This window comes from Treponema sp. OMZ 790 (assembly GCF_024181285.1).
Taxonomy (GTDB): Bacteria; Spirochaetota; Spirochaetia; order Treponematales; family Treponemataceae; genus Treponema_B.
Window position 1 is genome coordinate 338,285 of record NZ_CP051201.1, and the last position, 26,136, is coordinate 364,420.

Below are 26,136 nucleotides of genomic sequence, written 5' to 3' on the forward strand. Positions count from 1 at the left end.
ATTAAAATGAAAAGAAGTCAATGTAAATTAATTAAAATATTAAGCTTTTTCTTAATATTTTTATTTGTTTTTAGCAGCGTATTTGCACAAACTGAAACTGAATGCGAAAAAATTGTACAAATAGCAATGGATTGCTGTAATGAAAAATCTTTAACTAAGATACTGCCGTATTTATCTGAAGATTTTTCAGTTGCAGGACATAGCGGTAATTTGGCAGAGACTATATTTAAGCAATTAGTATCGGCTGTAGGATCAATAGTTTCATATCATAAAAAAGAAAGCCGGCTTGAAGCCGATAAATTGATTTTGGAGTATTCGATTGAATATTCACAAGTGGGAAAAAAAGATTCCGTGTTTATTTTTAATAAGGATAATTTACTTATTGGAGCTGAACTTATGAAAATAAGGGTAAAAACCTTATCACCGGAAGAAAGAACCATAGAGTATAATAAAGCTAATCTTATATCCGTTCCAATAATTCTTGCAGGAAATATTCCTCTTGTTGAGGTATTCTTGAACGGTGAAAACCGATTATTTTTATTGGACAGCGGAGCTTCGTTTTCTATTTTGAATTCAAAATATGTTGAAGGTTTGGATAAAAGCAAAAAAAAATTAGGCAGCTTACAGGATGTCAGCGGTAATGCTTCAATTTCAAATATGGATGTAGTTACCGTAAAAGAACTGGAATTTGCCGGCAGCAAAATAAAAAATCAAAAAACGGTAATTCTTGATATGAGTCATCTTGAAGAAACTTTAGAAACGGACGGTATATACGGATTAATCGGGTATGATATGTTAAAAGAATATGATTTCTTTTTAGATTATTCAAAAAAAACTTTAGCACTCATTAATCCTGAGCATATTGATGATTTTATAAAAAATAATAAGTTAAAAACGAATTCTAAACTTTCTTGTAAAATGATAGGTCATATTCCTATGATTGAAGTTTTAATCGGAAATAAAGCATATCAAATGGGTATAGATACCGGAGCAGAGACTAACCTGATAGACAGCTCTTATTTTAATGATTTGGAATATCTTTTGCAAAATAAACAAAAAGATGTGCTTGGAGGGGCCGCAGGCATTAAAAAAGAAATATATACAGGAGAATTAAAAAAGCTAATAGTTGGTAAAAATGTATATAAAAATTTAAGGACTTCTTTTTCGGATATTTCTCATTTAAGAAAAAGACCTGAGAGTTATGATGGACTTTTAGGCTATCCCTTTTTGTCTTCACAGCCGGTTCTTATAAGTTATAAACGAGGAGAGGTTATTTTGTTTAAATAAATTTTAAACTTTGCTTATGTTGTAAATTTCTTTTTTTTTTGATATAATTTAACTATGAGTACGATACGAAAGATGCCCATAGGTGTTCAAAGTTTTGAAGATTTACGTTCAAAAGATTTTATCTATATCGATAAAACCGAATTTATTTGGAAGCTGGTTGACAGCAGTAAAGTTCACTTTTTAAGCCGTCCGCGCCGCTTTGGGAAGAGCCTTTTGCTTTCAACTTTAAAGGCTTATTTTCTCGGTCAAAAAGAACTCTTTAAGGGTTTAGCGATTGAGAAACTTGAAGAGACCGAAAAGGACAAAAGAGAAATTTGGCAGAAATATCCCGTATTCTACTTGGACTTTAACGCCGAAAGCTATATGGATATCAAAAGCCTTGAAGCCGTTTTAAACACTCATCTTTCTTTATGGGAAAAAGAATATGGGACTGAAACTGCAGAGACTACTTTTCCAAGCCGTTTTGCCGGCCTTATCCGCCGAGCTTATGAAAAAACCGGTAAGCAGGTTGTCGTTCTCATAGATGAATACGATAAACCCTTGCTTCAAACCATGTGGAAGGATGAAGCCCTAAACGAAACCTACCGTACAATCCTTAAAGGCTTTTTCGGAGTTATCAAAAGTGCAGATCAGTATCTCCGTTTTGCTTTTTTAACCGGAGTTACAAAATTCAGTAAGGTCAGCATATTCAGCGATTTAAACAATTTGCGGGATTTAAGCCTATTGTCCGATTATTCGGCAATCTGCGGTATTTCGCAAGAAGAACTTGAAGCCGGGTTTGAACCTGAAATTAAATCTCTTGCAGAAAAAAATGACATAAACTATGAAGAAGCTCTTACAAATTTAAAGCAAAGATATGACGGTTACCTTTTTGCAAGAAAAGGAAAGCCAATGTATAATCCATTTAGTCTTATCAGTGTTTTTGCTTCCGGAGAATTTTCAAGCTATTGGTTTGCAACAGGCACTCCGACTTTTTTGGTGGACTACTTAAAAAGGGCTTATTACAATATTCCCGACCTTGACGGAAACGTAAAAATGAATGAGGCAGGTTTAGAAACCTATAGAGCTGAGGCCGTAAACCCGTTACCAATCTTGTTTCAATCGGGTTATCTTACGATTAAAGATTATGATAAGGAATTTGAACTTTACCGCTTAGGCTTTCCCAATGATGAGGTGCGCTACGGCTTTTTACATAATTTACTTCCTGCCTATACTTCGATCACTTACGATAAAACAGGTTTTTCCGTTATGGAATTTACCAAGGCTGTAAGAGAAGGGAATGTAGATTTATTTATGGAAAAGATGAAGGGCATAATATCGGGAATTCCTTATGATAACTTAACCGAAAAAGATTTAGCCCTGCGTGAACAAAACTATCAGACAGCTGTCTATCTTATATTCGCTTTGATGAACCGGTTTGTACACACGGAAGTATATTGTGCAACCGGAAGGGCTGATTGTATTGTAGAATTAAAAGACAAGGTTTATATCTTTGAGTTTAAACTTACCTCAAATGCAAACGCCGAAGATGCTCTTAAACAAATCAAAGAAAAAAATTATGCAGATAAGTATTCGGGAAGCGGTAAACAAATTATTCTTATCGGTGCAAGCTTTGATGAAGAAAAAAGAACTATCAAAGATTGGAAAATAATATGAGCCCAATTTGTGAGCATAAATGCGAAGACTGTAATTTAAAAAATAGGAAACTTTATGGCAAAAAAGAAAACAGGAAACCTTGCACACCGCTGTAGTAATTGCGGTTATACTCAAGCCAAATGGCTGGGGCGCTGTCCCGAATGCGGCGAGTGGAATACATTTGAAGAAGTTACAATCAATGAAAATTATTCCGCAGCCGAAAGGAACCTTGCAGAAAAATTTGTAAAAGAAGCTCACTCCGTTCCTCTCGATGCTATTGAGGCTAATGATGCAGTCCGCATTTCGACGGGGATTGCGGAATTTGACAGGGTGCTGGGAGGAGGAGCCGTAAAGCGTTCTGCAATTTTAATCGGAGGAGAGCCGGGCATAGGAAAATCGACCCTTCTCTTACAGGCCGCCTCAGCCGCTTCTTCGGGCTCGGTAAAAAAAGTGCTCTATGTTTCGGGAGAAGAGTCGGGTGGTCAGATCCGTTCCAGAGCCGACAGGCTGAATCTTCCTTTAAAAAATATCGAGCTTTTATGCACCTGTAGACTTGAAGATGCGGAGAGGGTATTAAACAAGGTTAATCCTGTTTTTGTAATAATCGATTCAATTCAAACCATGTACTCCGCAGATGCAGGAGCTGTTCCCGGTACGGTCAATCAGTTAAAGCTATGCGCTCACGAGCTTGTGTCTTGGGTTAAGGAGAGAGACAGCGTTTTGTTTTTAACTGCCCATGTAACCAAGGACGGAAACATAGCGGGCCCCAAGGTGCTTGAACACTTAGTCGATACCGTTATTTCTTTTGAAAGAACTGAAGACGATGTACGCTTTTTGCGTGCATTAAAAAACCGTTTCGGTTCAGTAGATGAGCTTGGAATTTTTTCGATGGACGAGGGCGGCTTAAAGGCCATAGATGATCCTTCCTCTCTATTTATTACAAACAGATCGGGCTCTCTTCCGGCCGGCTCTGCAGCAGTTCCGGTCTGCGAGGGAAGCCGCGTTTTTATGGTAGAAATACAGGCCCTTACGGTTCCTGCCAAGGGTGCGGTTACAAGAGTCTTTTCGGACAAGATAGATTCTGCCCGAGTCAGCCGCATCGCCGCCGTTTTGGAAAAAAGAATAGGCCTGCAATTTTCGGATCAGGATATTTATGTAAACGTTGCAGGAGGTATAAGGCTTAAAGAACCCGCCGCCGATCTCGCCATAGCACTTGCTCTTTATTCCGCCCGTGCAAATATTCCTGCCCAAAAAGAAGGAGCCTACATTGGCGAATTGAGCCTTGCAGGAGAAATCCGAAGCGTCAAAAAATTAAAGCAAAGAATCAAAACCGCCCAAAGCATGGGCTTTACAAAGGTAGTGTCGCCGCCTCCTTCCGATTCCGAGACAGGAGATATAAATACCTCACAGCTTTTTAAGGCAGAAGATTTAAGCTCGGCAATAAAGAAGGTTTTTGGGTAAATTTGTGCGTGAACAAAATTTATCTTAATCTTGTTTCTTTAGATTTTTTTGATTGGTTCATGATTTGGTATTGTAATTGGGTTGTATCCATAATTATATATGCTTGTATATTTGATGTCAATATAAAATTTTACATTGACAGAGGAAATGCAATGACATGTCGAATCGAAAAAGTTGACATTGCCAATATATTTATTTATAATATACAAAAAGGAGTTACTACTATGGCACAGACAAACATAAATATCCGCATAGATGAGGACTTAAAAAAACAGTTTGAAGCTTTTTGTTCCGATATTGGAATGACAATGACAACAGCATTTTGCGTGTTTGCAAAAGCGGCGGTTAGGAAACAAAAAATACCGTTTGAAATATCAACAGATCCATTCTACAGTGAAAGTAACATGGCTCACTTACGCCGCGGAATTGAAGCTCTGAACGCCGGAAAATGGGTAGAACATGAGCTTATCGAGGCGGGCGAATGAAAAAAATATGGTTTGATGAAGCTTGGGAAGATTATGTGTATTGGCAAACACAAGATAAGAAAACAATAAAGCGTATCAACATGCTGGTTAAAGATATTGAACGTAGAAACTTTGACGGTATAGGAAAACCGGAACCCCTAAAAGGCGAGTTGAGCGGGTTTTGGAGCCGTCGTATTGATGAAGTGAACAGGCTTGTGTACCGTGTAAGCAAAAATACTCTAGAAATTCTATCCTGCCGTGGACATTACGAGGATTAATCGAAATGAGGTTATATATAAATACAAAAAAATATCTATAGATGAATTTATTTACCGAATTAAAAGGCTGCCCCATTTGGGGACAGCCGACAGTTCATTCGGCCCTTGTGTTATCGGTTATTTTAAATTGGTTTTGAACCATTCAAACGGTTGATATTTGTGTGGAAACGTGTTACACTGTACCGTAATGATAGACAAATGCACCGCCGGCAGTTAAATTAAAAATTAACTTTGACAGGAGGAACCTATGATAAAGTTTAAAACAAACAAAAACAAGAAAGCAAGAGCCTTCACAGTTAAGGGAGCCGCGGCGCTCATCACAGCCGCAATATTGGCACTGGTCTTTACAGGCTGCCCGAATAATGCGGGCGGAAGCGGTTCGGGCAGTTCCGGCGGAGGAGGCGCAACACCGCCCACACCGCCCGCACAGCCCGATGTAGGCTCTTTTGAAGACGCAGGCGACTTTATAAAAATAATCCCTCCTGCAAAAGGCATTGTAGGCGTTGACCCTGACTACACCTTACCCGGAACTGGGGCTTATTGGAAAGGCGTATTTATTAAAGACCGGAAGGTAAAATTAAGCCCCTATAAGCTAGGCAAAACAGAGGTAACGTACAAACTTTGGAAAGAAGTTTACGATTGGGCGGTAAAACCTGAACATGGGTATGTATTTGCCAATGCAGGAGTAAAAGGCAGTTCCGGAAGCGGAACTGACGATGAGCCTGTAACGACTATAAGCTGGCGGGACTGCATAGTATGGTGTAATGCGTATACTCAAATAAAGCTGGGCTCCGATGAGCAATGCGTCTACCGCAAAAAAGACGATCATACGGTTGTATTAAAAAACGCGACTGATACAGCTGCTTGCGATGCCGCATACGCCGATATGAGTAAAAAAGGCTTTAGACTTCCTACCGAAGCCGAGTGGGAATATGCGGCCCGCTGGCAGGGAAGCAATACAACAAATGCGGCACAATACGGGGAAGTATGGCTGACCAAATTAAACAGTGCAAGCGGAGCCAAAGATAAATGGGATACGGCTGAAACAGGAGAGGTTGCGTGGTATGATGGTAATTCAGGAAGCAAAACTCATCCTGTTGGAAAAAAGCAGGAGAATGCACTTAAATTACACGATATGAGCGGGAATGTCTTGGAATGGTGTTTTGATTGGTGGAATTATTCCCCTGCTTCAAATGATGGTGCTTATATGCAAGGTGATATTGTTACCGATCCTCAAGGGGCCGCGGCGGGTACTGACCGTGTTGAACGCGGCGGCAGTTGGGACAACGACGCGTACGGCTGCACTGTAGGCCTACGGTTCAGCTTCAGTCCTGACGGCAGGGACGGCTATCTTGGCTTCCGCTTGGCTTGTCGGCCCTGAGTTCACACATTTTGCCGGAGAGGTACTCAAAATCGGACATCCGTGTCCGATTTTGAGTTTCGAGTTTTGCCTTTCGGCAAAACATCGCAAGAATGGAACTACCGCCGTCCTTGGCGGTAAAGCGGTGAAACCGAACAGGCAAAATGTGTTTTGTGGTGCAGTGTATTTTTGAAAATAAAACTGCACTGTGTCAGCCGCTTTAGCGGCTCGAAAATTTTTTGACTAAAAACGGTATGGATCTTATTTGGTGCCGCGTCAGCTGGATAGCATCCTAAACCCTACTTATCTCTCCCATATACCATTTCCCCAAAATAATGTATAATTGGTCTAGCCTAAAAATCTAATTCGATTTTTAGGCTAGACCGTCGAGTTTTTCATAAGTCTTAAAGACTTATAAAAAACATCGCAAACAAATTTAGGAGGGTTTATACTTATGAAATTATTGATTATTTCGGACGGGCATGGGGATCTTGAAAAACTAAAAAAAATAAAACCTGTTGCCGATGGGGTTGATGCCCTTATTTTCGGAGGGGACTTTGCTGCTTTTAAAAAGATTGAAACGGGGGCGCCTTTTTTAAACGAGCTTTTAAAGATTCATAAAAATATTTTTGCCGTGTTGGGGAATTGCGATGAACCTGAGTTTGAAAAAAAATTAAAAGATGCCGGTGTTTCGATTACGGGCGAGGTAAAAAATTTTGAAGGGCTTATCTTTGCAGGTTCAGGGGGCGGGAGCAAATTTACAGGCATGACCCCCTACGAAAGAACCGATGAAGAACTTGTAAAAGATCTGACCGATGCCTTTGAAAAAGCAAATATTACTGAGGCCGATAATTTAGTTTTGGTTTGTCATAATCCTCCGCATGGGGCAAAGGTGGATAAGGTGGCTCCAATGGTGCATGTGGGTTCAAAGGGGATCACGGCTTTAATCGAAAAGCATAAACCTCTTTTGGTTGTGTCGGGCCATATTCACGAGTCCTTTGCAGTCGATAAAATCGGAGAAACCGTTTTAGTAAATCCCGGTGCCTTGATGGAAGGCCGCTATGCCCTTGCCGAAATTACAAAGAAAGAAAAAGGCTTCGAAGTTTCGGTAGAATTAAAAAACTTGGATTAATTAAAGAATCTTATATTAATGAAAAGCCTTAAACTTAAGGTTTTTCGATTATGAGGAGCCGGCGCTCCCTGTTCAAAAAAGGAACATGGAGATCTTCTATTTTATAGTTTAGATTTTCTTTTTTAATAAGCTCCATTTCTTCATTGATTTTTTCTTCCGTGGCCTTGTATAAAAACAATTTACCCTTAGGCCTTGCAAGAGAGAGCAGGGTATTTAGAATATGCTTATCCAAGGTGCGGAAGGCCCTGCATGTTACAATATCGAATTTGACTTGCGGAGCTTTTTCGGCTTCGCTTTCGATAATCTCGGTGTTCTTTAATTGGAGAACAGCCTTGACGTTTTCTAAAAAAGTGCAGCGCTTTTGCATCCTTTCTATTAAATTTAAATTTACGCATTGAAGCCGAAATGTTTTAAAAAGAATTGCAAGAGGAATACCGGGGAAACCTGCCCCCGTTCCTGCATCGGCTATGTAAAATTTTTTTTGTAGAATCGGGGCTTGACTGTCGCGCATAATTTCATCATAAAAAAAACGCCAAGCCGATAGGGAATCCAAAATATGGGAGATAATCAATTCCTTGTCATCCTTGACCTTTACCAAATTAAAGGAGGCATTAAACATTTTAAGCTCCCTCATGTAAAGGCTTAAAAGTTCGTGTAATTCGTTAAGAAAGGCTTCGCCTAAGTTCGGCAGGTTTGAGTCTTTTAAGTTTAATTCTTTTAAGCCGTCTAATAAAAGTTTATCTTCCATATCTTAAAACCTCCGGCTCTACATCATCCTGTCGATTATGTTTAATTTTTTTTCGGAATAGGGATGGTAGCGGAGCTTAATGTCGATGAGGTTGGATTTTTTTAAGATGCTTTTTGCATTGCTGAAAACCTTAAAACTTTCATCGCCGTGATATTTTCCCATGCCGCTAAAGCCGACTCCTCCGAAGGGAAGGTAATCGCTTGCCAAGTGGACTATCGTATCGTTGATACAGCCGCCCCCGAAAGAAACTTCATTTAAGAATTTCTTTTCTATATTTGAGTCGGTTGTAAAAAGATAAGAGGCTAGGGGCTTTTCGCGGGATTTAATCAGTTTAATTGCTTCCTCTATTGTCTTAAAACTTATTACGGGAAGGATTGGCCCGAAAATTTCTTCCTGCATTATTTTGGAATCAAAGGTAATGTTATCCAAAACCGTGGGCTCAATAAATTTTCTGCCTTTTTCTCCTTTGCCGCCCGTGATTATTTTTTCTCCTTCAATTAAACCCATAAGGCGGTCAAAATGTTTTTCGTTTACGATGTGGGGAAGGTGCATGTCCAAATAGGTTTCCGTGGGAAAGAATTCTTTTAAGGCCGCTTTTAACTCTTCGATAAATTTTTCTTTTACCTCATCTTGGATTAAAAGATAATCGGGGGCTACGCAGGTTTGCCCGGCGTTAAGGTATTTTCCGAAGGCTATGCGGCGGGCGGCGACTTTTAAGTTTGCCGATTTTTCGACCACGCAGGGAGACTTTCCGCCGAGCTCCAAGGTTATTGGGGTTACATATTTTGAGGCCGCTTCCATGACGAGCTTTCCGACAGTTGTTCCGCCTGTAAAAAAGATGTAGTCAAAACGCTCTTCCAAGAGTTTTGAGTTTTCTTCTCGGCCTCCGGTAATTACCGATATATATTCGGGCGGAAAGTTTTCGGAGATAATCTTTTTTATTACCTCAGAGGTCGCAGGCGAATAGTTTGAAGGCTTTACAACGGCGCAGTTTCCTGCAGCAATGGAGCCTACCAATGGAGCGAGGGTTAAGTTTAAAGGATAATTCCAAGGCGACATAATGAGGACGGTTCCGAAGGGCTCATACATTATCCTGCTTGAGCTTTTAAAATGTGCAATCGATGTCGGAACCCTTTTAGGCTTAATCCATTCTTTTAAGTGCTTGATTGCAAATTTAAGTTCTCCGCGTACGATAGCAACTTCCGAAAAGAAGCCTTCCATTTCGGTTTTGTGTAAGTCGGAATAAAGAGCATTTAAAAGTTCTTTTTTGTTTTGGTTTAAGACTTCCTGTAATTTTAATAATTGAGAAATCCTAAACTCATAGCTTTTTGTTTTATTTGTTTCAAAAAAAATCCTGCAATTTTTTACGATTGTTTCTATTTCGTTATTCATGTATAAGCTCCAAAAAAACCCGTTAATGCTATTAAAAGCACTAACAGGTTTTATCTTAAAGTAGATTTTAATGTTGTAATTTTTTGTTAGAATTTAACCGATACTGCAAAACGTATATTATGAACAACGAGCTTGTTTATTGTGTTCAAAATTGATGTGCCGGAACCTTCAGCAAGGTTGGAACTGAAGGTGTTAAATAAATTGTTAATAATGTTCCAGTTTGCATCCAAAACTACATTTTCGGTTATAAGCCAGGTAAGTCCTGATGTTGCAGAAAATTTTCCGTCAGCAGTGATAAACTCGAAAGTGCTGTTCCTAACTGTCTTCGTAACTTTTCCTGAGGCATCACGGGTTTCAGTCTTTTTTGTTTTCAATGAAATGCTGGGAACCTTAAAGTCCAGTCCGAAGTTAAACTTTAACTTTTTGATGGGAGCATAGACAAAAGCAGCTTTTATGTTAGGGCTTATACTAAAGTTGGTTTTGTGTTCTCTGGGGGTTTTATAAGCCGTTGTTGTACCGGTAAGAGAATTGATAGTTTTGGTGTAATTCATATCTTTCTCAAATGAAAGATTTGTTTCTAGTCCGGCTTCAGCCTTAACTGCGAATTTACCTTCAGGTTCATAAGCTATCTGGTATTTGGGCGTAATTTTAATTTTGTCATGTAATTCACCGTAGGTATATGTTGTGGATGTTACTCCTAAGGCGTCTGTATAGTTGGTTTTTTTTGGGAATATCCTCCACTCGGTGTCTAAATCTGCCATTATAGTATGGGTAACAGCATCTTTTTTTAAAAAATCGTGTGAAAATCCGATTCCGATTAAAAGGTCAAATTTATTTTCATCTGTGAGGCTTGTAAGCTTACCTTCGGTAATTGTTCTGTTTTTCTTGATATCAGATTTAAGTCCAAGCCTAGGAGTTATCTTAAAAACCTTGTTATTGGAATTTAAGTTTATACCGGCTGCCAATTTAACGTCTAATTTAAATAAATTATCTATTTGCTTTACCTTTGTGTCCGAGTTCCATGTAACCTTGTTGTTTGGCTTAGGTTCATAAGAAATATCTGTCATTATACCGATGTTTCCAAAACCGAAAAGGAGTTTGCCGGTAGCTAGATGTTCATTGTCTGTTTGGGTTGTTGTTGTAGATGTGGTTGAATCTTTTACCTTGCTCCAGCCGGGGATCTGACCTTCAAAATAGCTTCCCAGATAAAAGGCCTTAAACTGATGGGCAAGACCTAGGTTTATTGAACCTATACCGTTTTTACCATAGCCTAAAAAGCCGAAGATATTTTTGGGCTTTACGTTTTGCCACTCATTTACATTCATAAAATCGTCAACATCAGTGCCGAAAAGCTCTTGGGTGCTGTGTGATGTCATTGATGTTTGAGCGAAAACCAAGGATGCAGCCATTAAAAGAACTGCAAAAATAAATAATTTCTTTTGTATCTTCATGATATCTCCTTTTTAAAATCTACTAGTACCGATTATCCCGTAAAATTTTGCATTTGTCAATACGGGTATACCCATTTTTAGGAGAATTTACGAGAATTTAGGGAAATTTGCTTCCAATGCCACAATGGTTTTGAAAGTTCCGACGAAAAGGTTTGTACCCGGTGAAAATCGGGAAGCCAGTCATCGGAGGCGACAAGCTCTTGGTAAAAGCCTTCATCTATTTTTAGCTTTAAAAGAAGCTCTTTTAAGTCCTCGTCTTCTTCCGGGCTTAGCATTCGGTTTTCAAAAGGCAAAGCGCTTTTTATTCCTCCGATCCTTTTAACCGGAGTGTATTGGGTCATCACCGAGATGAGGGCTCTGTCCCGTAAGTTTTTTGCAAACCATTTCAAGACTGCCCTTGAGTCCGCCATTCGGGATGGGAGGGCGAGGTGACGGACTATTACGCCCGAATATAGTTTTCCGAAGGGGCCTTTTTCTTCATCCTCCGTTTCAATTTTTAAGGGGGAGATTTCCGCCATTTTTAAGATGGCCCTTGTTGCCGTTTCGGGATAGTCGGGTGCATAAAAAATTTGAGAAGAGACTTGCGGGTTCAACGTTTTTAAATCGGGGAGCCAGCCGTCAACGCAGTCCGAAAGGAGGCTTATAGCTTCTTCGGTTTCATAGGCGGAAGAATTCCAGACTACAGGAATTTTTAAGCCCCGCATTTTTGCTTCTTTTAAGCCGATGGCTATTGCAGGGATTGCGTGGCTTCCCGTAACGATGTTTATGTTTTCGGCTCCCTCTTTTTCAAGTAGAAAACACAAGGAGACAAATTCTTCAAGGCTTACGGCCCTTCCCATGCCTTCTTGGGATATCTGATAGTTTTGGCAAAAGGAACAGCGGAGGTTGCAGCCCGTAACAAAGATTGTGCCTGAGCCTCCGGCTCCCGTGATAGGCGGCTCTTCCCCAAAGTGGAGGCCTGCCCATGCAAGGCGAAGCTCCCTTGTTTCTCGGCAAAAGCCCTTTTCGCCCTTGTTGCGGTTTACCTTACAATTTTTAGGGCAGAGAGTACATGAGTCATATTCTTTAAAATCAAAATCTTCAAACGAAAGCATTCGTTTCCCGCTCAAAGGTTTATATTTTTTTGCGTTCGACAATTACCGTCATTATCGAATTTAAAAGATCCATGTCTAAACTTTCAGCCTCGGAAGAAATAATTAAATTTATTTGCTCCCAATCTTCTTGCGGAAAGTCCATGTCCTTTTCAAAATTGCCTGCAATAAGAGAAAATATTTTATAGAACCATTCAACTGCTTCTTCTTTTTTTTGCCTTCCTTCAGAATATTCCGAAAGCCAATAATCTGCAAAATCGTTTGCCAAGGCTTTAGCCTGCTTATCGTAAAGAGACACTGCCTTACAAAAGATTTCGGTAAGGCGGCTGTCAAACTCGGCTCCGTCCTTATCTTGTTTTTCGGCAAGTCTTATTCCATCCGAATAAAATTTTTCCATTGTATCCATAATCTTTTCATTATAATCCAATTCTGCGATGTTTTTCATAAGTATTGAAATACTTATGACTCACCTAGCGGCGGCCTTTTTTGCTGAAGCCTTCTACTCTGGCAGAGGCTTCGACGGTAAAGGGCGTTCTGTCGCCGCGTTTTAGGTAATGATAGCCTAGGCCTGCAATCATCGCTGCGTTATCCGTGCAAAATTTAAGAGAAGGGAAGATGCATTTTAATTCCTTGTGCTCTGCAAGTTTTTCCCTCAACAAAGAATTGGCTGCAACGCCTCCGCCTGCGACTATAGTTTTTAAGCTCGTATCTATCGAGGCATCCAAGAGCGGCCTGAGCAAAATCTTCACTGCCCTTGTTTGAAAGGCCGCCGCTATATTCTCAGGAGTTTTTTCAAAATCTTTATTCCAAAATTGGTCTATCTGGTTTATGACGGCGGTTTTTAAACCCGAATAGGAAACATCGTACTTGTGTCCTTCTTTGTGAATTATGGGCATGGGAAAGTTTGCCGCCTTGGGATTTCCGGTTTTGGCGAGCTTGTCGATTACGGCTCCTCCCGGGTAGCCCAAATTATAAAACTTGGCAACCTTGTCAAAGGCCTCTCCCGGCGCATCGTCGATTGTGGTGCCCAGAACTTCGATGTCGTCAAAATTATTTACCTTGCAGATAATCGAGTGTCCGCCCGAAACTAAAAGCCCCAGATAAGGATAGGGTATATCGTGTTCCAGATGGCTTGCATAAAGGTGACCCAGCATGTGGTTTACGGCGATAAAGGGCTTACCTGAAGACCATGCAAGGGTCTTTGCAAAGGTGAGCCCGACTAAAAGAGAGCCCATAAGCCCGGGTCTTCCCGTGGCGGCGATTCCGTCTATTTGGTCAAGGCTCAAATCGGCTTCGGCCAGGGCCTGCTTTACAATCGGCAAAATCCACTCGGTATGTTTTCGGCTTGCTATTTCGGGAACAACTCCGTTATACATTTTGTGAAAAGGAATCTGCGTAGCTACGATATTGCTTAAAATTTTATTTCCGTCTTCGACGACTGCCGCCGCAGTTTCGTCGCAAGAACTTTCTATTCCTAATATCTTCATTGTATTATCACTCCCATAATAAAGGGTTATCTAGTTTTTTGATTTTGAAATTGTAGAAAACGTATACCCTTCCCGAGTTAAATCGGAGTACATTTCTTTTAGAAGGATTGCAAGATCTACAGTAACCACATGGCCTATCATAATTGCTTCTCCTTTTTGTGAAGCAATCTCCAAGCCGTCTATAATCCGTTTTTTCATATAGGCCTTGTCCCGCTTATTGTCAAGAAAGACTGCCCTTTCCCAAATGTTCATGTTCAGTTTTTTTGCAGTCTGAGGAACGACGCTTTTTGAACTGGTGCGTGAATCCAAAAAGTAGATGTTTTTTTCTTTGCACAATTCAAGGACTGCCTCCATAGCGTTTTCATCCGATGTGATAAGGGAGCCCTCGTGGTTATTCATTCCGGCTATGGGGCCTATTTCTTCCACATTGGAAGCTACAATAGTTTTTATCTCTTCACGGCTCATCCCGGGCTTGACGGCTCCGGGGCCGGGATCGATGTTCGGGTTTAAGGCCTGCATGGGCTGATGAAGGATGAGCTCCTTTCCGGCCGCTCTTATTCTTCTTGCTGCTTCCTTTGAGTTGGGCAGCTTAGGCAAAACTGCGATGGTGCATGGGAAGGGCAAATTCAAAAAATGCTGTAACTGCTCCAAGTTATGCCCCGCATCGTCAAACACAAAGATGAGTTTTCCCTTTGAAGGAAGCTCAGGTAAGTCCTGAATAGGATAGGCCGCGGCATCTTCTTCTTTTTCCTGCTCTTTAGGTTTTTCCGTGATTGGGGGATTTTCAGGCTTTTTAGGCCGATTTACCGGGACCGGCTTTTCGGCTTCTTTAGGCTGATTTTTTGCAGCTTCTTTCGGTTGATTTTTTGCTGTTTCTTTTTCGGCTTCCTTAGGTTTATCTTTTGCGGCAGCTTTTTCTGCTTCTTTAGGTTTATCAGGTGCGGACAGTTTTTCCGTTTCTTTAGGTTTATCGGATTTTACCCGATTGTCAGGAGTTTTGTTTTCGGGTATCGGCTTTTCGGCAATTTGAGTCTTCCCTGCTTCATCCTTATTTTTTATTGAAGGAATTACAAACAAAAATACGGCAAGCATTATCACGCAGACAGCCAAAAGCCCCGCAGTAACTGCGGTATAGTTAATTTTCGACTTTTTTCTTCTTCTTCCTGATTTTTTTGCTTGTCTAGTTGTTTTTCCGGTCTTTGTACTCTTTTTTGCCATAGGTATAGAAGATAAGCATTAAGCGGGCTTTTGTCAATCGGGCGGAATTTGGCAGAATCTCTACCTTTTATAATACTTTTTTACCATTTCAAAAAGCTGTTTTTTGTTAAAAGGTTTTTTGATTATATCGTTTAAGCCCTTAGATTCGCATAGTTTTCGTTCGTTATCTTGAGAGCCGGCTGTACATGCAATGATTGGGTTTGTGTATCCCTTTCCCCGCAAGATTTGTGTAGCCTCATATCCGTTTATACCGGGCATCTGTATGTCCATAAAAATAATATCGAAGGTTTGTCCTGATGCTGCTTCTATGGCATGTTCACCGTCATTTGCCGTTTCCACAGTGCAGTGGGCTTTTTCCAAGATAATTTTTAGCAGTTTTTGGTTTACGGGATGGTCGTCTACAACCAAAACGTTGCATCCTAAAAAGTTGTCTTCATCATCATAGTGCGAATTTCCGCCGTGCTGATTTTGTTCAGTTGCTTCAACAGGTTCCAGTTCCGAAATATCATCTTTTTCTGAAGATGCGGCAAACTTGGGGTAGAGGCCGTTTATTAAGTTAAAAATGATTCTTGATTTTACGGGTTTATAAAGATAGCCGTCAAACCATTCCAAAAGTTTCATCTTTGCATCCCGGCCGAGACTTCCTTCGGGTATCATTAAAAATAGTTTTGAATCGGAAAGATTTGGATCGTTATGAATTTCGGCTCCAAGTCTCCATCCATCCATCTTAGGCATGACCATGTCTATAAATACTACTTTAAACGGATTTTTATTTTTTGCAGCCGTTTTCATCTCTTCAATTGCATGTTCGCCGGAACTTACCAAGGATATGTCCTGAAAACCGAATTTAAAGAGCATTCTCTTTAAAATAGAACGGGTCTGCATATTATCATCGACGATTAAAAATCTTGTACTCTTGTCAAGCAAGGTGCTTTCGTGGGGGGCTTTTTTCTTTGAAGGAATCAAAGGAATCTTAAACCAAAATACCGAGCCTCCCGGAATATTATCTTTTATTCCTATTTTGCCCTTCATCATGGTTATAATGTTTTTTGAAATCGCAAGCCCAAGGCCTGTTCCTCCGTATTTTCTGTTGATTGCGGCATTTCCCTGATAAAAAGAATTGAATATCTTCGATTTTTGTTCCGCATTTACTCCTATTCCCGTATCTGCAACTTCAAAAAGAATCGAAAAATGTTTTCCCTTATCCGTGTTGTTCGGTTTTGTTTCCAAAACCAGTTTTACCGAAACCGAAACATATCCTTTTTCGGTAAACTTAACCGCATTCTTCACAAAGTTTAAAAGAACCTGCTGCAATCTGGCCGGATCTCCGTAGATGAAGTCGGGAATCTTATCGCTTATGTCTACAACAATTTCCAATCCTTTTTTGTGGGCTTCCATCGAAATTAAATCTACGGTCTGCTCAACGGAATCGGTCAGGTTAAAAGCTGTCCTTTCCATTGTCATGTTTCCGCTTTCCAGTTTTGAAAAATCCAAAACATCGTTTACAAGGGTAAGCAGAACTTCGGCACTAAAGTTTACCTGACGGGTGTATTCGCTTTGTTCTTCATCAAGATTTGTTTCGTTGATAAGCTCCATCATGCCTATTATGGTTTGAATAGGTGTTCTTATTTCATGGCTGACATTGGCCAAAAAAAGGCTTCTCATGCTGTTTGCTTTTTCTGCATCCTGCCTTGCAATTGTCAAAAACTCTTCTTTTAATTTTTGCTTTGTTATGTCATATACGGTTACAAAAAAATTACCGTCATCTTGTTTATTAAAACTGAACTTTAGGGCTGTTTTGTCCGAAAGATTTGAAGAGCTGTCGAATCTTGCTTCAAACCCGCTCGTTTTTGGATTTGTTTTTATAAATTCGGACAGCCTGATGTAGTCTTCTTCCGATAAAATCGTTTTTAAATAATCTTGCAATTTTACCTTGGTGTTTTTGACCAAGTATTCCGGTAAAAGTTTCTCTGCTTCAGGACTCCAAAAAAGAGGTACGTACTCAGGCGAAAAAATTATGTAGCCTATGTTTGATGCAATTAAATATTTTCCCAGCCGAGAATTTGAAATCCTTTTATTAAATACATGCACCCAGAACCTCCTCCATCTTGCGCAAAACCGTTTCCTTTTTTATGGGTTTTAATATGTATCTTTTTGCTCCTTTTTCGAGGGCTTTGATGACCGTATCGCGTTGAGTCACGGAAGATAGAATAACAAAGGGCGTTGTAATGCCTTTCTTCTTTGCTCCGTTTAAAACATCTATGCCGCTCATTCCCGGCATAATCATATCCAAAAAAATAACATCATAAACATCATTTTGTATCTTATTTAAAAAGTCTTCTCCGTTTTCGAAAAGATCGACTTCGGCATTTAGATCCGAAAAAATTGCAGTCATCATTTTTCTTATTACAAGATCATCATCGACGACTGCTATCGAAAGGCTTTCTGCCGTGTCTATTTTAAAACGGGTTCCAAGGTTGCTTGCATTTTCGTTATGCTCATTGTCGGTATTTAACATTGTTTGAGCTACAGCTCTCTTATCTTCCGTTTTTTTCAAAAGAGCCGAAAGAGCCTGTCCCAGACTTTCCACTACTTCAATCATTTTATAGTCGGGATTTTGCGCGAAAAAGTCTTTTACAAATTGATTGAGAGTCAGGAGTTTTAAGTTTTTAGGCGAAACAACTTTTACGGCCAAAATATTATCTATTAAATATTCCAGATTGGCAGTGTCGGCGTAGGTTAAATTTAAATCAGTCAATATGATTAAAATTTTAGCTTCGGCAAGTTTATAGGCTTCGATGAGTTCTATTATTCTAAATTGAAGAAGTTCAAGTTTATCCCTGTTTAAACCTTGTGCCAGTTCAATAAATATAACGTCTTCATTTACCCTTGTTTCCAGAATACAGGGTGTGGGATCCATTGGAAATGTCGTACCTAAAATAAGGCCTATCGAAGATAAAAGTTCATCAACTCTGACCGGTTTTGAAATTACTTTTTTCACTCCGTATGAGGCCAATAGGGCTACGTCGACCTTGGCTATTTTTCTTCCCAATACTATTGAAGGAATGGGTGAAAAAGTAGGTGTTTTTTGCTTTTCGGCAAAAAAATTAAACAATGTATCCCTGCTGAAACTGTAGTCAATTATTATGAGCATCACGGGCTGCTGCTTCATAATATTCATGGCTTCTATGACTGTTTCGGCATAAATGACAAAAATGCCGACTTCTTGTAGTTTTTTTGTAATATAATAACGCAAAGTAGGTGCTATACCTATCAATAAAACTTGTTTCATGTTATAATTATATCATATTAAAATAATCTTATCTAGTTGTTCACAACTTGGTTGTCTTATGAATTGGAGGGGTAAATGAAAAAAGCTTTTTTATTTTTGGCAAACGGATTTGAAGAAGTTGAGGCTCTCACACCGATTGATTATTTAAGAAGGGCCGGTATAGATTTAGTTACTGTCGGAGTTGAAGGAAAAACTATACTTTCAGGACGTAAGGTTCCTGTTACCTGCGATATAGTTTTGGAAGAAGCTTTGGCGATGGAAGAAGACCTTATTGCTGTAGTCCTGCCCGGCGGTCTGCCCAATGGAAGTATTTTGGCAGGAACAGAGGCTGTTAAAGAATTTGCAAAGAAGACCCTCGCAAACGGAGGAATTGTAGCGGCAATCTGTGCTTCTCCTGCTCTTGCTTTAGGTCCTTGGGGGCTTTTAGAAGGAAAAAAATATACATGCTACCCCGGAATGGGTCAAGATTTAAACACTAAACCGCAGGAAGGCGAAAGAGTTATAAGAGACGGAAACATAATAACGGCCTGTGCCGCCGGAGCTGCGGAAGAATTTTCTTTTGCAATTGTAGAAGCTATTTGCGGAAAAACCGCATTAAATAAACTAAAAACCGAGGTGGTAGCACGATAATGGGAAAACTTGCAGATTGGTTTGAAAACGAAACTTTTTGGGCTGAATACGCTCCGATTATGTTTGATACGCAAAGGTGGGCTGAAGCTCCTGCCGTTGCAGAATCCGTTTTAAGGATAATAGGTGTTCCTGTGGATAATGCAGGGATTTCGATTTTGGATGCGGGCTGCGGGCCCGGAAGGATAGCTATCGAGCTTGCGGTAAGAAAGGCTAAGGTCACAGGCATCGATTTAATTCGTCCTTTTTTAAATGCAGCCATGGATTCCGCTCAAGATGAAAATGTCGAAATAGAGCTTATTCAAGGGGATTTGCGTAAATTTGTACGCCCCGAAACCTTTGATGCCGCTGTCAGTATGTATACCAGCTTCGGATATTGCAGCACTATAGAAGAAGATATGCAAATCTTAAAAAATATAGCTCAATCCATAAAACCGAACGGCTGGTTCATCCTCGAAATGACAGGAAGAGAGATAGCTGTGCGCGATTTTACCGAAGGCGAATGGTTTGAGCGGGGCGGTTTTACGGTATTAACCGAATATTCTGTGGAAGGAGCTTGGGAAGGGCTTAGGTCACGCTGGATTCTTTATGACGAGCAGGGCAGAAAGGCCGACCACACCTATGTTCAGCGTCTTTATTCCGCCGTAGAATTAAAAAGGCTCATGTTGGCAAGCGGTTTTTCTTCGGTCGAAATATATGGAGATTTCGATTTTTCGCCCTATAATGAAAAAGCTCGGACTATGGTGCTGATTGCAAGAAAGTAGCTTTGTCAAACACTTGTACATTGCCTCAATTATTGATATACTGTATTTTGTAAATTTTCGTTGACTTAGGAGTTTCGATATGGAAAATAACAACATTGAAGGTATTGTTTTGTACGAAGATGATGATCATAAATTTATTTGGTTAGGTTCGGAAAGTAAACAAAGAAAGGGTGCCGTTCAGACTATGCAGTACCTTATAATAGACAGAGGCCGCGGAGTCCTCCTTGATCCGGGCGGAGTTCATCTTTTTTCGAGGGTTGTTACTGCCGTAAGCCGCTTTATTTCCGTAGACAAAATAGATACTATTTTCTTTTCACATCAAGACCCGGATGTTTCTTCAGGTATAGCCTTGTGGCTCGGTATTACAAAGGCCAAAATCTATATTTCGTCTCTTTGGGTTAGATTTATGCCCCACTTCGGTATAGTGGATATTTCGAGAATAGTAGCCATACCCGATAAAGGAATGAACATATCTCTTCCTTCAGGATCAAATATGAAGTGCATTCCCTCTCACTTTATGCATTCGCCGGGACAGTTCGGCCTTTATGATGAACGCTCCCGTATTCTATTTACCGGCGATATAGGGGCTGCCGTTTTTGATGAAGACAACGAGACGACCTTTGTAGAAGATTTTCAAAAGCATCTGCCTTTAATCGAAGGCTTTCACATCCGCTATATGGCTTCAAATAAAATTGTAAGCAAGTGGGTTGAAACAATCCGTCTTTTAAGGCCGGCTATGATTGCACCCCAACATGGCGCAATATACAAGGATGAGCAAGCCGATAATTTTTTAAATTGGCTTTCCGGCTTACAATGCGGTACCGATTATATCGAAAAATTATTTTAACTGAGGAGGTTCTATGGCTGACCAACAAAACATTGTCGATAATTTTGCTGATCTGGTAGACAAGATTGTTATACAATATAATAAAGGCGTTATTCTTGATTTTGTGACCTCCCATTCATTTAAAATAATAGATGAAGCTATGGATAATTTGCAGGATCGGTTTGATACTATTCTTGCAGTATTTGAAGAAATACAAAAAGAAAGCAGCTCTTCTGCGTCCAATGCCAATTATGTAGATGAAATGCTTTCTCATATCTTGGAAAAGCGAGGCGAAATTCAAGAAGAGATTCACGAACGCGTTGAAGAAATTGAAACTACCGCAGAGAATGCTCAAAATGCAGCTTCTGCCTTTGAGGTTTTAAAAGATAGAACAGCCGAAGTTGAAGATATGCTGTCGGGAATAAAAGATGTTTCCGTAAAAACGGGAATTCTAGCAATCAATGCATCGATTGAAGCAGCCCGCGCAGGAAGTGTAGGAAACGGCTTTAGAATTATTGCCAACGAGGTACGCTCTCTTGCAACTCAAACAGGAGATTTTGCAAAAAGAATCGAATCAAAACTTGAAGAGTTAAATAAATCGGTTGATGAAATAAACAACAGTATGACCGGTTTTATAGAGCTTTTTTCAAAGTTTAGAAAATCTTTTAACGGCGTATTAGCCAATTTTGATGATAATTCCGTGACTCTTAAAGAAGCCGGCTCTTCTCTGGCCGAAATAACCGCTTCAATAAAAGAACAAGATATCACGATAAGAGAGGGCTTTTTATCGTTAAAGAAAATCGATAACTTTTTACGCGATACCGGAACTATTCTTGACGCCGTTCAAACGAGCCATGAACATTTGGGTACCTTGTTGCAGCAAAGCTAAGTAAGAGTTTTTCTGCCTCTTGAAAAATTGACTTTCTTGTGCTATCATTCTTAATATGAAAAAAAGAACTTCATTTTTAATTTGGTTTTTTGTTTTAATTATCTTGGGCGGTTCGGCCTTTTTTTTCGGATGGATGCAGTTTTCCGTGCCGGCCGGCTCTTACGGAGTGATGCTTTCAAAATCGGGAGGCTATCACGATAAGCTCATCGTTCCCGGCGAATTTATGTGGAGATGGGAAAGGCTGGTTCCCACAAATTCAAAAATTCTTACCTTTAATTTAAAGCCCCAAGAAATCGAATATAAAACTGAAGGCGTACTTCCTTCCGCAGATAAATTCGGTTTAATAATGGAACAAAAAAGCGATTTCCGCTGGAAGTTTGCTTTAAAAGTTTCGGCTGCTGCAAAGCCTGAAAGTCTCATAGGTCTCGTCAAAAATGCTTCAATAAAAACTCAAAGCGATTTGGACGATTTTATAAGAACTAGAGTTGAGGAAGCCGCACAAAAATCGGCAAACGGATTTATCGAGTATTTTTTATCGAATACTGAAGAGTATGAAAAGCTGAAATTTCAATATTCTGCCTTTAACGAAAAAATTGCTTCCGATATAAAAACGGCTTTGAATAACGAAATTGAAATTGTTTCGGTTGAGCTTTCTTCCGATTTTCTTATTCCCGATTTAAAATTATATATGACAATAAGGGATGTTTATTCGGAATATGAAAAAGCAAAGAGTAAGGTTTTCACTGAACTTATGGTTGAAGAAGGTAAGACTGCCGCCGCTTCAAAATTCCGCATGAACGATATGAAAGAGTGGGGAGAGCTTTTAAAGCAATATCCCCAGCTTATCGATTTTTTGGCTGTAGCAAGAAGCGATGCGAGCGAAACCCTCAAGGCCTTGCGGGAGCTTAAAGCTAAGATTAACGGTGCTCAAGCCGGCGGCAATCAAGCCGGCGGTACTCAAGGCAGCGGGCAATAGTTTTACCGATGAAAGCCGAAGAAAAAAAAATACTATACACATTTTTCCGCACAGCCTCGGAATGTCTATCGGGTTTTAAAACCGATGAAGAGTATCCCGATTTTAGCGATGACTCTATTTCGGTAAATCCGGAGTCAAGAAATGCCGCTATTGCCGATATGGATATAGCAGACAGTGCAAAAAATCTTTTGCCCAATTTCGAGAACGGATTTGAAAGTCTTGAAAAGGTCTATGCCCGGATTGCTTCCTGCAAGGCTTGCCGTCTGTGCGAGAGGCGGCATAATATTGTCGCAGGCGAGGGGCCGCGGGAGTTTTCCAATACTGAAGGTAGGATAGATGTAATGGTCATAGGCGAGGGACCGGGAGCCGATGAGGATGCTCAAGGCCGCCCCTTTGTCGGCAAGGCCGGGCAGCTATTGGACAAGATGCTTGCCGCCATCGAATTGTTTCGAACTCATAATTGCTATATCACAAACGTGGTAAAATGCAGGCCGCCCAATAACCGAGACCCCTTACCGGATGAAACGGCTGCATGCAGAAATTATTTAAATGCTCAAATTACCTTGATAAGACCTAAGGCTATTCTTGTGGTCGGACGGGTGGCTCTTCAAAACCTCTTGGAAACTCAAGAAGGCATAGGCAAGATGCACGGCAAGTTTTTTGAATATCAAAACATTCCTCTCATGGCGACCTATCACCCAAGCGCCCTCTTGCGGGATGTCAATTTAAAACGGCCTGCATGGGAGGACTTAAAACTCTTCCGTGCCCGCCTCAACGAATTGCTTGAGAAAAACTAGGGGGGTATCTATGGCAAAATGGCTGACCCTAAGTTTTAATCTTCCTCTCTATCAAAACTTTACCTATAAAAATATAGAAGAAACAAGCGAAAGCCTTGTGGGGAAAAGGGCCTCCGTTCAGCTTGGCTCAAGAAATTTGATAGGCTTTATAATAGAAGAATCCGATACCTTTCCTAAAGATAGTCCTGTGGGAGAGGATAAGATAAAGCCGATTAAACGCGTTGTCGATAAGGAAAATATTTTCGGGCAGGCAGAGATAGAACTTGCCTCCTGGATTTCGCACTTTTATATTTGCAGCTTCGGCGAAGCTCTCTCTGCAATTCTTCCCTCAGGCAAAAGGGAAGTCTCTTTCGAAAATTTAAAATGGGGCAGCGAAGTTGAAGATAAGACCTTTACCCTCTCCGATGAGCAAAAAACCGCTGTCGAAAAAATCGTAAACTCAAACAAGAAAGAATTATTTTATTTATACGGCTTAACCGGTTCAGGGAAGACGGAAGTTTTTTTAAGGGCCGCCGAAAAGATAATCGCGGGAGGAAAGGCCGTCATCTACCTTGTTCCCGAAATAGGGCTTACCCATCAGGTTATAAGTGCGGCCGTAAAACGCTTCGGCACTCAGGCGGCTGTTTTGCACTCAGGCCTTACGGGAAGTGAAAGGCTCAACCAATGGATGAGGATAAGACGGGGGGAAGCCCTTATGATTGTCGGGGCGAGAAGCGCCGTCTTTGCTCCTGCCGAAAAAATAGGCCTTATCATAATCGATGAGGAGCATGATGCTTCTTATAAGTCGGGCTCGGTACCGCGCTATCACGCCCGCCAGACTGCCATGTACTTGGCCGGCAAACACAACTGCCCCGTGGTGATGGGCTCTGCGACTCCCTCGCTTGAAGCGTGGAACATGATTCAAAACAAAAAGATTACCCTTCTTTCCCTTTCAAAAAGACTTGCAGGCGGAAGCCTCCCTCAGATCGAAATAGAAAATATTTCCGGGCTTAAAGGGGCTTTGAGCGAAAGGCTTATAAGCGAAATACGCAAAACCAAAAATGAAGGAAAGCAAACCATCCTCTTTTTGAATAGGCGGGGCTTTTCCCATATTTTCAGGTGCCGCTCCTGCGGCTATGAGATGCTTTGCAAAAACTGTTCCGTGCCGATGACCTTTCATAAAGCCGAAAACGTAATGAAGTGCCATTATTGTGGAATGCAGGCAAGGTCTCCGTCCCTGTGCCCGGAGTGTAATTCCCTCGACATAGGCTATGCAGGGGTCGGTACGGAATTTATCGAAGAAGAAGTTTCCCGTGCCTTTCCCGACTGTACTGTTGCGAGGGTGGACACGGATACGGTTTCTAAAAAAAACAGTCTTGAAAACCGCTTAAAAGATTTTAAGGAAGGAAGAATAGACATCCTCCTCGGAACGCAGATGATAGCAAAGGGCTTGAATTTTCCGAAAGTCAGACTTGTCGGAATTATCCTTGCAGACACAGGGCTTCAAATGCCGGACTTTAGATCTGCCGAAAGAAGCTTTGCCCTCATCACTCAGGCAGCAGGAAGGGCGGGGCGTTTCAGCGAGGACGGCCTCGTTATTATTCAAACCCTAAAACCCAATCATCCTTCGATTGTTTGTGCAAAAAACCACGAGTACGAAAAGTTTTACGAGTATGAACTCGGTCAAAGAAGGCTCTTGGATTTTCCGCCCTTTAAACGCCTCATCCGCTTGGTCTTTAGAAGCAAGGACTTAAAAAAAGCCGAGCTCGCCGCAGAGGGCGCTGTAAACATTCTAAAATATATCCTCTCCTCACAAAACAAAGATGAGGCCGAAATAATGGGGCCTTCCGAATGTGTCCTATCGATGATAGCAGGAAACCACCGCCAACAGGTTCTGCTCCGCTCTTCCAATTTCCCCCTAATCCAAAATGCAGCCTCCCGCTTTGTAAAAGAATATAAGCCTATGACCGGTATCTACATCGAAGTCGACACCGATCCTTTGAATCTTATGTAAGGTTGAAGGAATGGAAAAAAAAATAAAACTATGCTATTATATGTGTATAATGGATAAGGTAACGGATAAAAATAAACTTGAATTCGCAATTTTTTGTATAGAGAATATTGCTATTAAACTAAAGAAGGACGGCAGCGAGGTATATTCAGCCCTCGCAGAAAAAAGCAGCCTGTTGTTTGATTATATCTTATCGAATTACGACATGTTTCATACTCAGGACAAGGATTATATCGTAAATGATATTCTTGAAGCTGCAAAAGAAGAAGGCATCAAAATATGATTTTATACCATGGATCAAATCTTGAAATTATTAAGCCCGATATTCTCCATTCAAGAGACCGTGTAGATTTCGGCCAAGGTTTTTATTTAACGCCTCATTACGAACAGGCTAAAAAATGGTGTCAAAAGTTTATAACCCTTAAGAAGGAAGGAGTAGTTTCACGCTATGAATTTGATACTGCTGCATATAAAGAATGTAAGGTTTTAAAATTTGATTATTATGATGAAAAATGGCTTGATTTTATTGTCAGCTGCCGTACAGGTAAAAAAGCAGCCGGTTACGACATAATTGAAGGCGGTGTCGCAAACGATAAAGTTTTTAATACCATTGAACTTTTTTTGTCCGATTTAATCGATAAAAAGGAAGTTATAAAAAGACTTAAATATGAAAAACCTAATTGGCAGATTTGCTTAAAAAAACAGCATGTTATTGATAGTTACTTAAAATTTAGCGGGAGTGAAAAACTATGACGGCAAATCCTATTTTATTACAAAAAAAATATGCACGTATTGTTGCCCTCTATGCCGAAAGGACAGGGTTGAGCCTTTCTTCATCTCTTAAAAAATTTTATCACTCTATTGTATATAAATTAATGTCGCAAGGAATTTCGGATATGCACTGCATGAGCGATGATTATCTTGTAGAAGAATTATTAAGCGAGTAAATTGTCAACTTTGTATTTTTCTGT

General features: G+C 40.4%; 26 protein-coding genes. 17 read left to right on the forward strand and 9 right to left on the reverse strand.

Annotated features, from left to right (window positions below):
• Positions 1-6 precede the first annotated feature (6 nt).
• The 7 genes from E4O01_RS01580 to E4O01_RS01610 all read left to right on the forward strand — a co-directional run bounded on the left by E4O01_RS01580 (position 7) and on the right by E4O01_RS01610 (position 7,617).
• Positions 7-1,287 carry a retroviral-like aspartic protease family protein gene (locus E4O01_RS01580; RefSeq protein WP_253693615.1) on the forward strand — a complete coding sequence of 427 codons (1,281 nt, stop codon included), beginning with the start codon at positions 7-9 and terminating at the stop codon, positions 1,285-1,287.
• A 54-nt stretch (positions 1,288-1,341) separates the two neighbouring features.
• The gene (locus E4O01_RS01585; RefSeq protein ID WP_253693618.1) at positions 1,342-2,943 is read left to right on the forward strand and encodes an ATP-binding protein; all 1,602 of its coding nucleotides are present in this window, start codon (positions 1,342-1,344) and stop codon (positions 2,941-2,943) included.
• A 54-nt stretch (positions 2,944-2,997) separates the two neighbouring features.
• Positions 2,998-4,383 carry a DNA repair protein RadA gene (gene radA, locus E4O01_RS01590; RefSeq protein WP_253693621.1) on the forward strand — a complete coding sequence of 462 codons (1,386 nt, stop codon included), beginning with the start codon at positions 2,998-3,000 and terminating at the stop codon, positions 4,381-4,383.
• A 224-nt stretch (positions 4,384-4,607) separates the two neighbouring features.
• Positions 4,608-4,868: a type II toxin-antitoxin system RelB/DinJ family antitoxin gene (locus E4O01_RS01595; protein WP_010699744.1), complete on the forward strand. Its 261-nt coding sequence runs from the start codon at positions 4,608-4,610 to the stop codon at positions 4,866-4,868.
• Complete coding sequence (locus E4O01_RS01600) at positions 4,865-5,125, forward strand: Txe/YoeB family addiction module toxin (RefSeq protein WP_010694945.1); 261 nt, start codon at positions 4,865-4,867, stop codon at positions 5,123-5,125. The genes E4O01_RS01595 and E4O01_RS01600 overlap by 4 nt, the downstream gene beginning before the upstream one ends.
• 247 nt (positions 5,126-5,372) lie before the next feature.
• On the forward strand, positions 5,373-6,506 hold the full coding sequence (locus E4O01_RS01605; protein WP_253693625.1) for a formylglycine-generating enzyme family protein: 1,134 nt from the start codon (positions 5,373-5,375) through the stop codon (positions 6,504-6,506).
• A gap of 433 nt (positions 6,507-6,939) precedes the next feature.
• Positions 6,940-7,617, forward strand: a complete 678-nt coding sequence (locus E4O01_RS01610; protein ID WP_253693628.1) for a metallophosphoesterase family protein — start codon at positions 6,940-6,942, stop codon at positions 7,615-7,617.
• 34 nt (positions 7,618-7,651) lie between these two features.
• Here the strand turns inward: E4O01_RS01610 and rsmG are convergent, their stop codons facing one another.
• From rsmG to E4O01_RS01655, 9 genes are all read right to left on the reverse strand, one after another.
• Positions 7,652-8,365, reverse strand: a complete 714-nt coding sequence (gene rsmG / locus E4O01_RS01615; protein WP_253693631.1) for a 16S rRNA (guanine(527)-N(7))-methyltransferase RsmG — start codon at positions 8,363-8,365, stop codon at positions 7,652-7,654.
• 18 nt (positions 8,366-8,383) lie between these two features.
• Entirely contained in the window at positions 8,384-9,757 is a 1,374-nt protein-coding gene (locus tag E4O01_RS01620; protein ID WP_253693634.1) for an aldehyde dehydrogenase, read from the reverse strand.
• 86 nt (positions 9,758-9,843) lie between these two features.
• The gene (locus tag E4O01_RS01625; protein WP_253693637.1) at positions 9,844-11,208 is read right to left on the reverse strand and encodes a TDE2508 family outer membrane beta-barrel protein; all 1,365 of its coding nucleotides are present in this window, start codon (positions 11,206-11,208) and stop codon (positions 9,844-9,846) included.
• Between the two features lie 77 nt (positions 11,209-11,285).
• Positions 11,286-12,302, reverse strand: a complete 1,017-nt coding sequence (locus E4O01_RS01630) for a radical SAM protein (RefSeq protein WP_253693640.1) — start codon at positions 12,300-12,302, stop codon at positions 11,286-11,288.
• Positions 12,303-12,321: 19 nt separating this feature from the next.
• Positions 12,322-12,744: a hypothetical protein gene (locus E4O01_RS01635; RefSeq protein WP_253693643.1), complete on the reverse strand. Its 423-nt coding sequence runs from the start codon at positions 12,742-12,744 to the stop codon at positions 12,322-12,324.
• Between the two features lie 25 nt (positions 12,745-12,769).
• Positions 12,770-13,786: a tRNA (adenosine(37)-N6)-threonylcarbamoyltransferase complex transferase subunit TsaD gene (gene tsaD, locus E4O01_RS01640; RefSeq protein WP_253693644.1), complete on the reverse strand. Its 1,017-nt coding sequence runs from the start codon at positions 13,784-13,786 to the stop codon at positions 12,770-12,772.
• A gap of 30 nt (positions 13,787-13,816) precedes the next feature.
• A complete protein-coding gene (locus tag E4O01_RS01645) occupies positions 13,817-15,004 on the reverse strand; it encodes a divergent polysaccharide deacetylase family protein (RefSeq protein ID WP_253693646.1) in 1,188 nt (395 codons plus the stop codon).
• A gap of 60 nt (positions 15,005-15,064) precedes the next feature.
• On the reverse strand, positions 15,065-17,095 hold the full coding sequence (locus E4O01_RS01650; protein WP_253693648.1) for a response regulator: 2,031 nt from the start codon (positions 17,093-17,095) through the stop codon (positions 15,065-15,067).
• On the reverse strand, positions 17,082-18,296 hold the full coding sequence (locus tag E4O01_RS01655) for a response regulator (RefSeq protein WP_253693651.1): 1,215 nt from the start codon (positions 18,294-18,296) through the stop codon (positions 17,082-17,084). The genes E4O01_RS01650 and E4O01_RS01655 overlap by 14 nt, the downstream gene beginning before the upstream one ends.
• A 75-nt stretch (positions 18,297-18,371) precedes the next feature.
• Between E4O01_RS01655 and E4O01_RS01660 the strand changes: the two genes are divergently transcribed.
• The 10 genes from E4O01_RS01660 (at position 18,372) to E4O01_RS01705 (ending at position 26,112) form a co-directional block, all read left to right on the forward strand.
• Positions 18,372-18,926, forward strand: coding sequence for a DJ-1 family glyoxalase III (locus tag E4O01_RS01660; protein ID WP_253693654.1), 555 nt, complete (start codon positions 18,372-18,374; stop codon positions 18,924-18,926).
• Positions 18,926-19,687, forward strand: coding sequence for a class I SAM-dependent methyltransferase (locus E4O01_RS01665; protein ID WP_253693656.1), 762 nt, complete (start codon positions 18,926-18,928; stop codon positions 19,685-19,687). The genes E4O01_RS01660 and E4O01_RS01665 overlap by 1 nt, the downstream gene beginning before the upstream one ends.
• Positions 19,688-19,766: 79 nt before the next feature.
• The gene (locus E4O01_RS01670) at positions 19,767-20,534 is read left to right on the forward strand and encodes an oxygen-binding di-iron domain-containing protein (RefSeq protein WP_253693658.1); all 768 of its coding nucleotides are present in this window, start codon (positions 19,767-19,769) and stop codon (positions 20,532-20,534) included.
• Between the two features lie 13 nt (positions 20,535-20,547).
• Positions 20,548-21,402, forward strand: coding sequence for a methyl-accepting chemotaxis protein (locus tag E4O01_RS01675; RefSeq protein WP_253693661.1), 855 nt, complete (start codon positions 20,548-20,550; stop codon positions 21,400-21,402).
• A gap of 55 nt (positions 21,403-21,457) precedes the next feature.
• Positions 21,458-22,378 carry an SPFH domain-containing protein gene (locus E4O01_RS01680; protein ID WP_253693664.1) on the forward strand — a complete coding sequence of 307 codons (921 nt, stop codon included), beginning with the start codon at positions 21,458-21,460 and terminating at the stop codon, positions 22,376-22,378.
• A gap of 8 nt (positions 22,379-22,386) precedes the next feature.
• Positions 22,387-23,175, forward strand: coding sequence for a uracil-DNA glycosylase (locus E4O01_RS01685; protein ID WP_253693667.1), 789 nt, complete (start codon positions 22,387-22,389; stop codon positions 23,173-23,175).
• A 10-nt stretch (positions 23,176-23,185) separates the two neighbouring features.
• The gene (priA, locus tag E4O01_RS01690; protein WP_253693671.1) at positions 23,186-25,168 is read left to right on the forward strand and encodes a replication restart helicase PriA; all 1,983 of its coding nucleotides are present in this window, start codon (positions 23,186-23,188) and stop codon (positions 25,166-25,168) included.
• 49 nt (positions 25,169-25,217) lie between these two features.
• Positions 25,218-25,448 (forward strand): DUF3791 domain-containing protein, encoded by a 231-nt coding sequence (locus tag E4O01_RS01695; protein WP_371819627.1) that lies wholly within the window; start codon positions 25,218-25,220, stop codon positions 25,446-25,448.
• On the forward strand, positions 25,445-25,918 hold the full coding sequence (locus E4O01_RS01700; RefSeq protein ID WP_253693676.1) for a DUF3990 domain-containing protein: 474 nt from the start codon (positions 25,445-25,447) through the stop codon (positions 25,916-25,918). The genes E4O01_RS01695 and E4O01_RS01700 overlap by 4 nt, the downstream gene beginning before the upstream one ends.
• The gene (locus E4O01_RS01705; RefSeq protein WP_253693679.1) at positions 25,915-26,112 is read left to right on the forward strand and encodes a DUF3791 domain-containing protein; all 198 of its coding nucleotides are present in this window, start codon (positions 25,915-25,917) and stop codon (positions 26,110-26,112) included. The genes E4O01_RS01700 and E4O01_RS01705 overlap by 4 nt, the downstream gene beginning before the upstream one ends.
• Positions 26,113-26,136 lie beyond the last annotated feature (24 nt).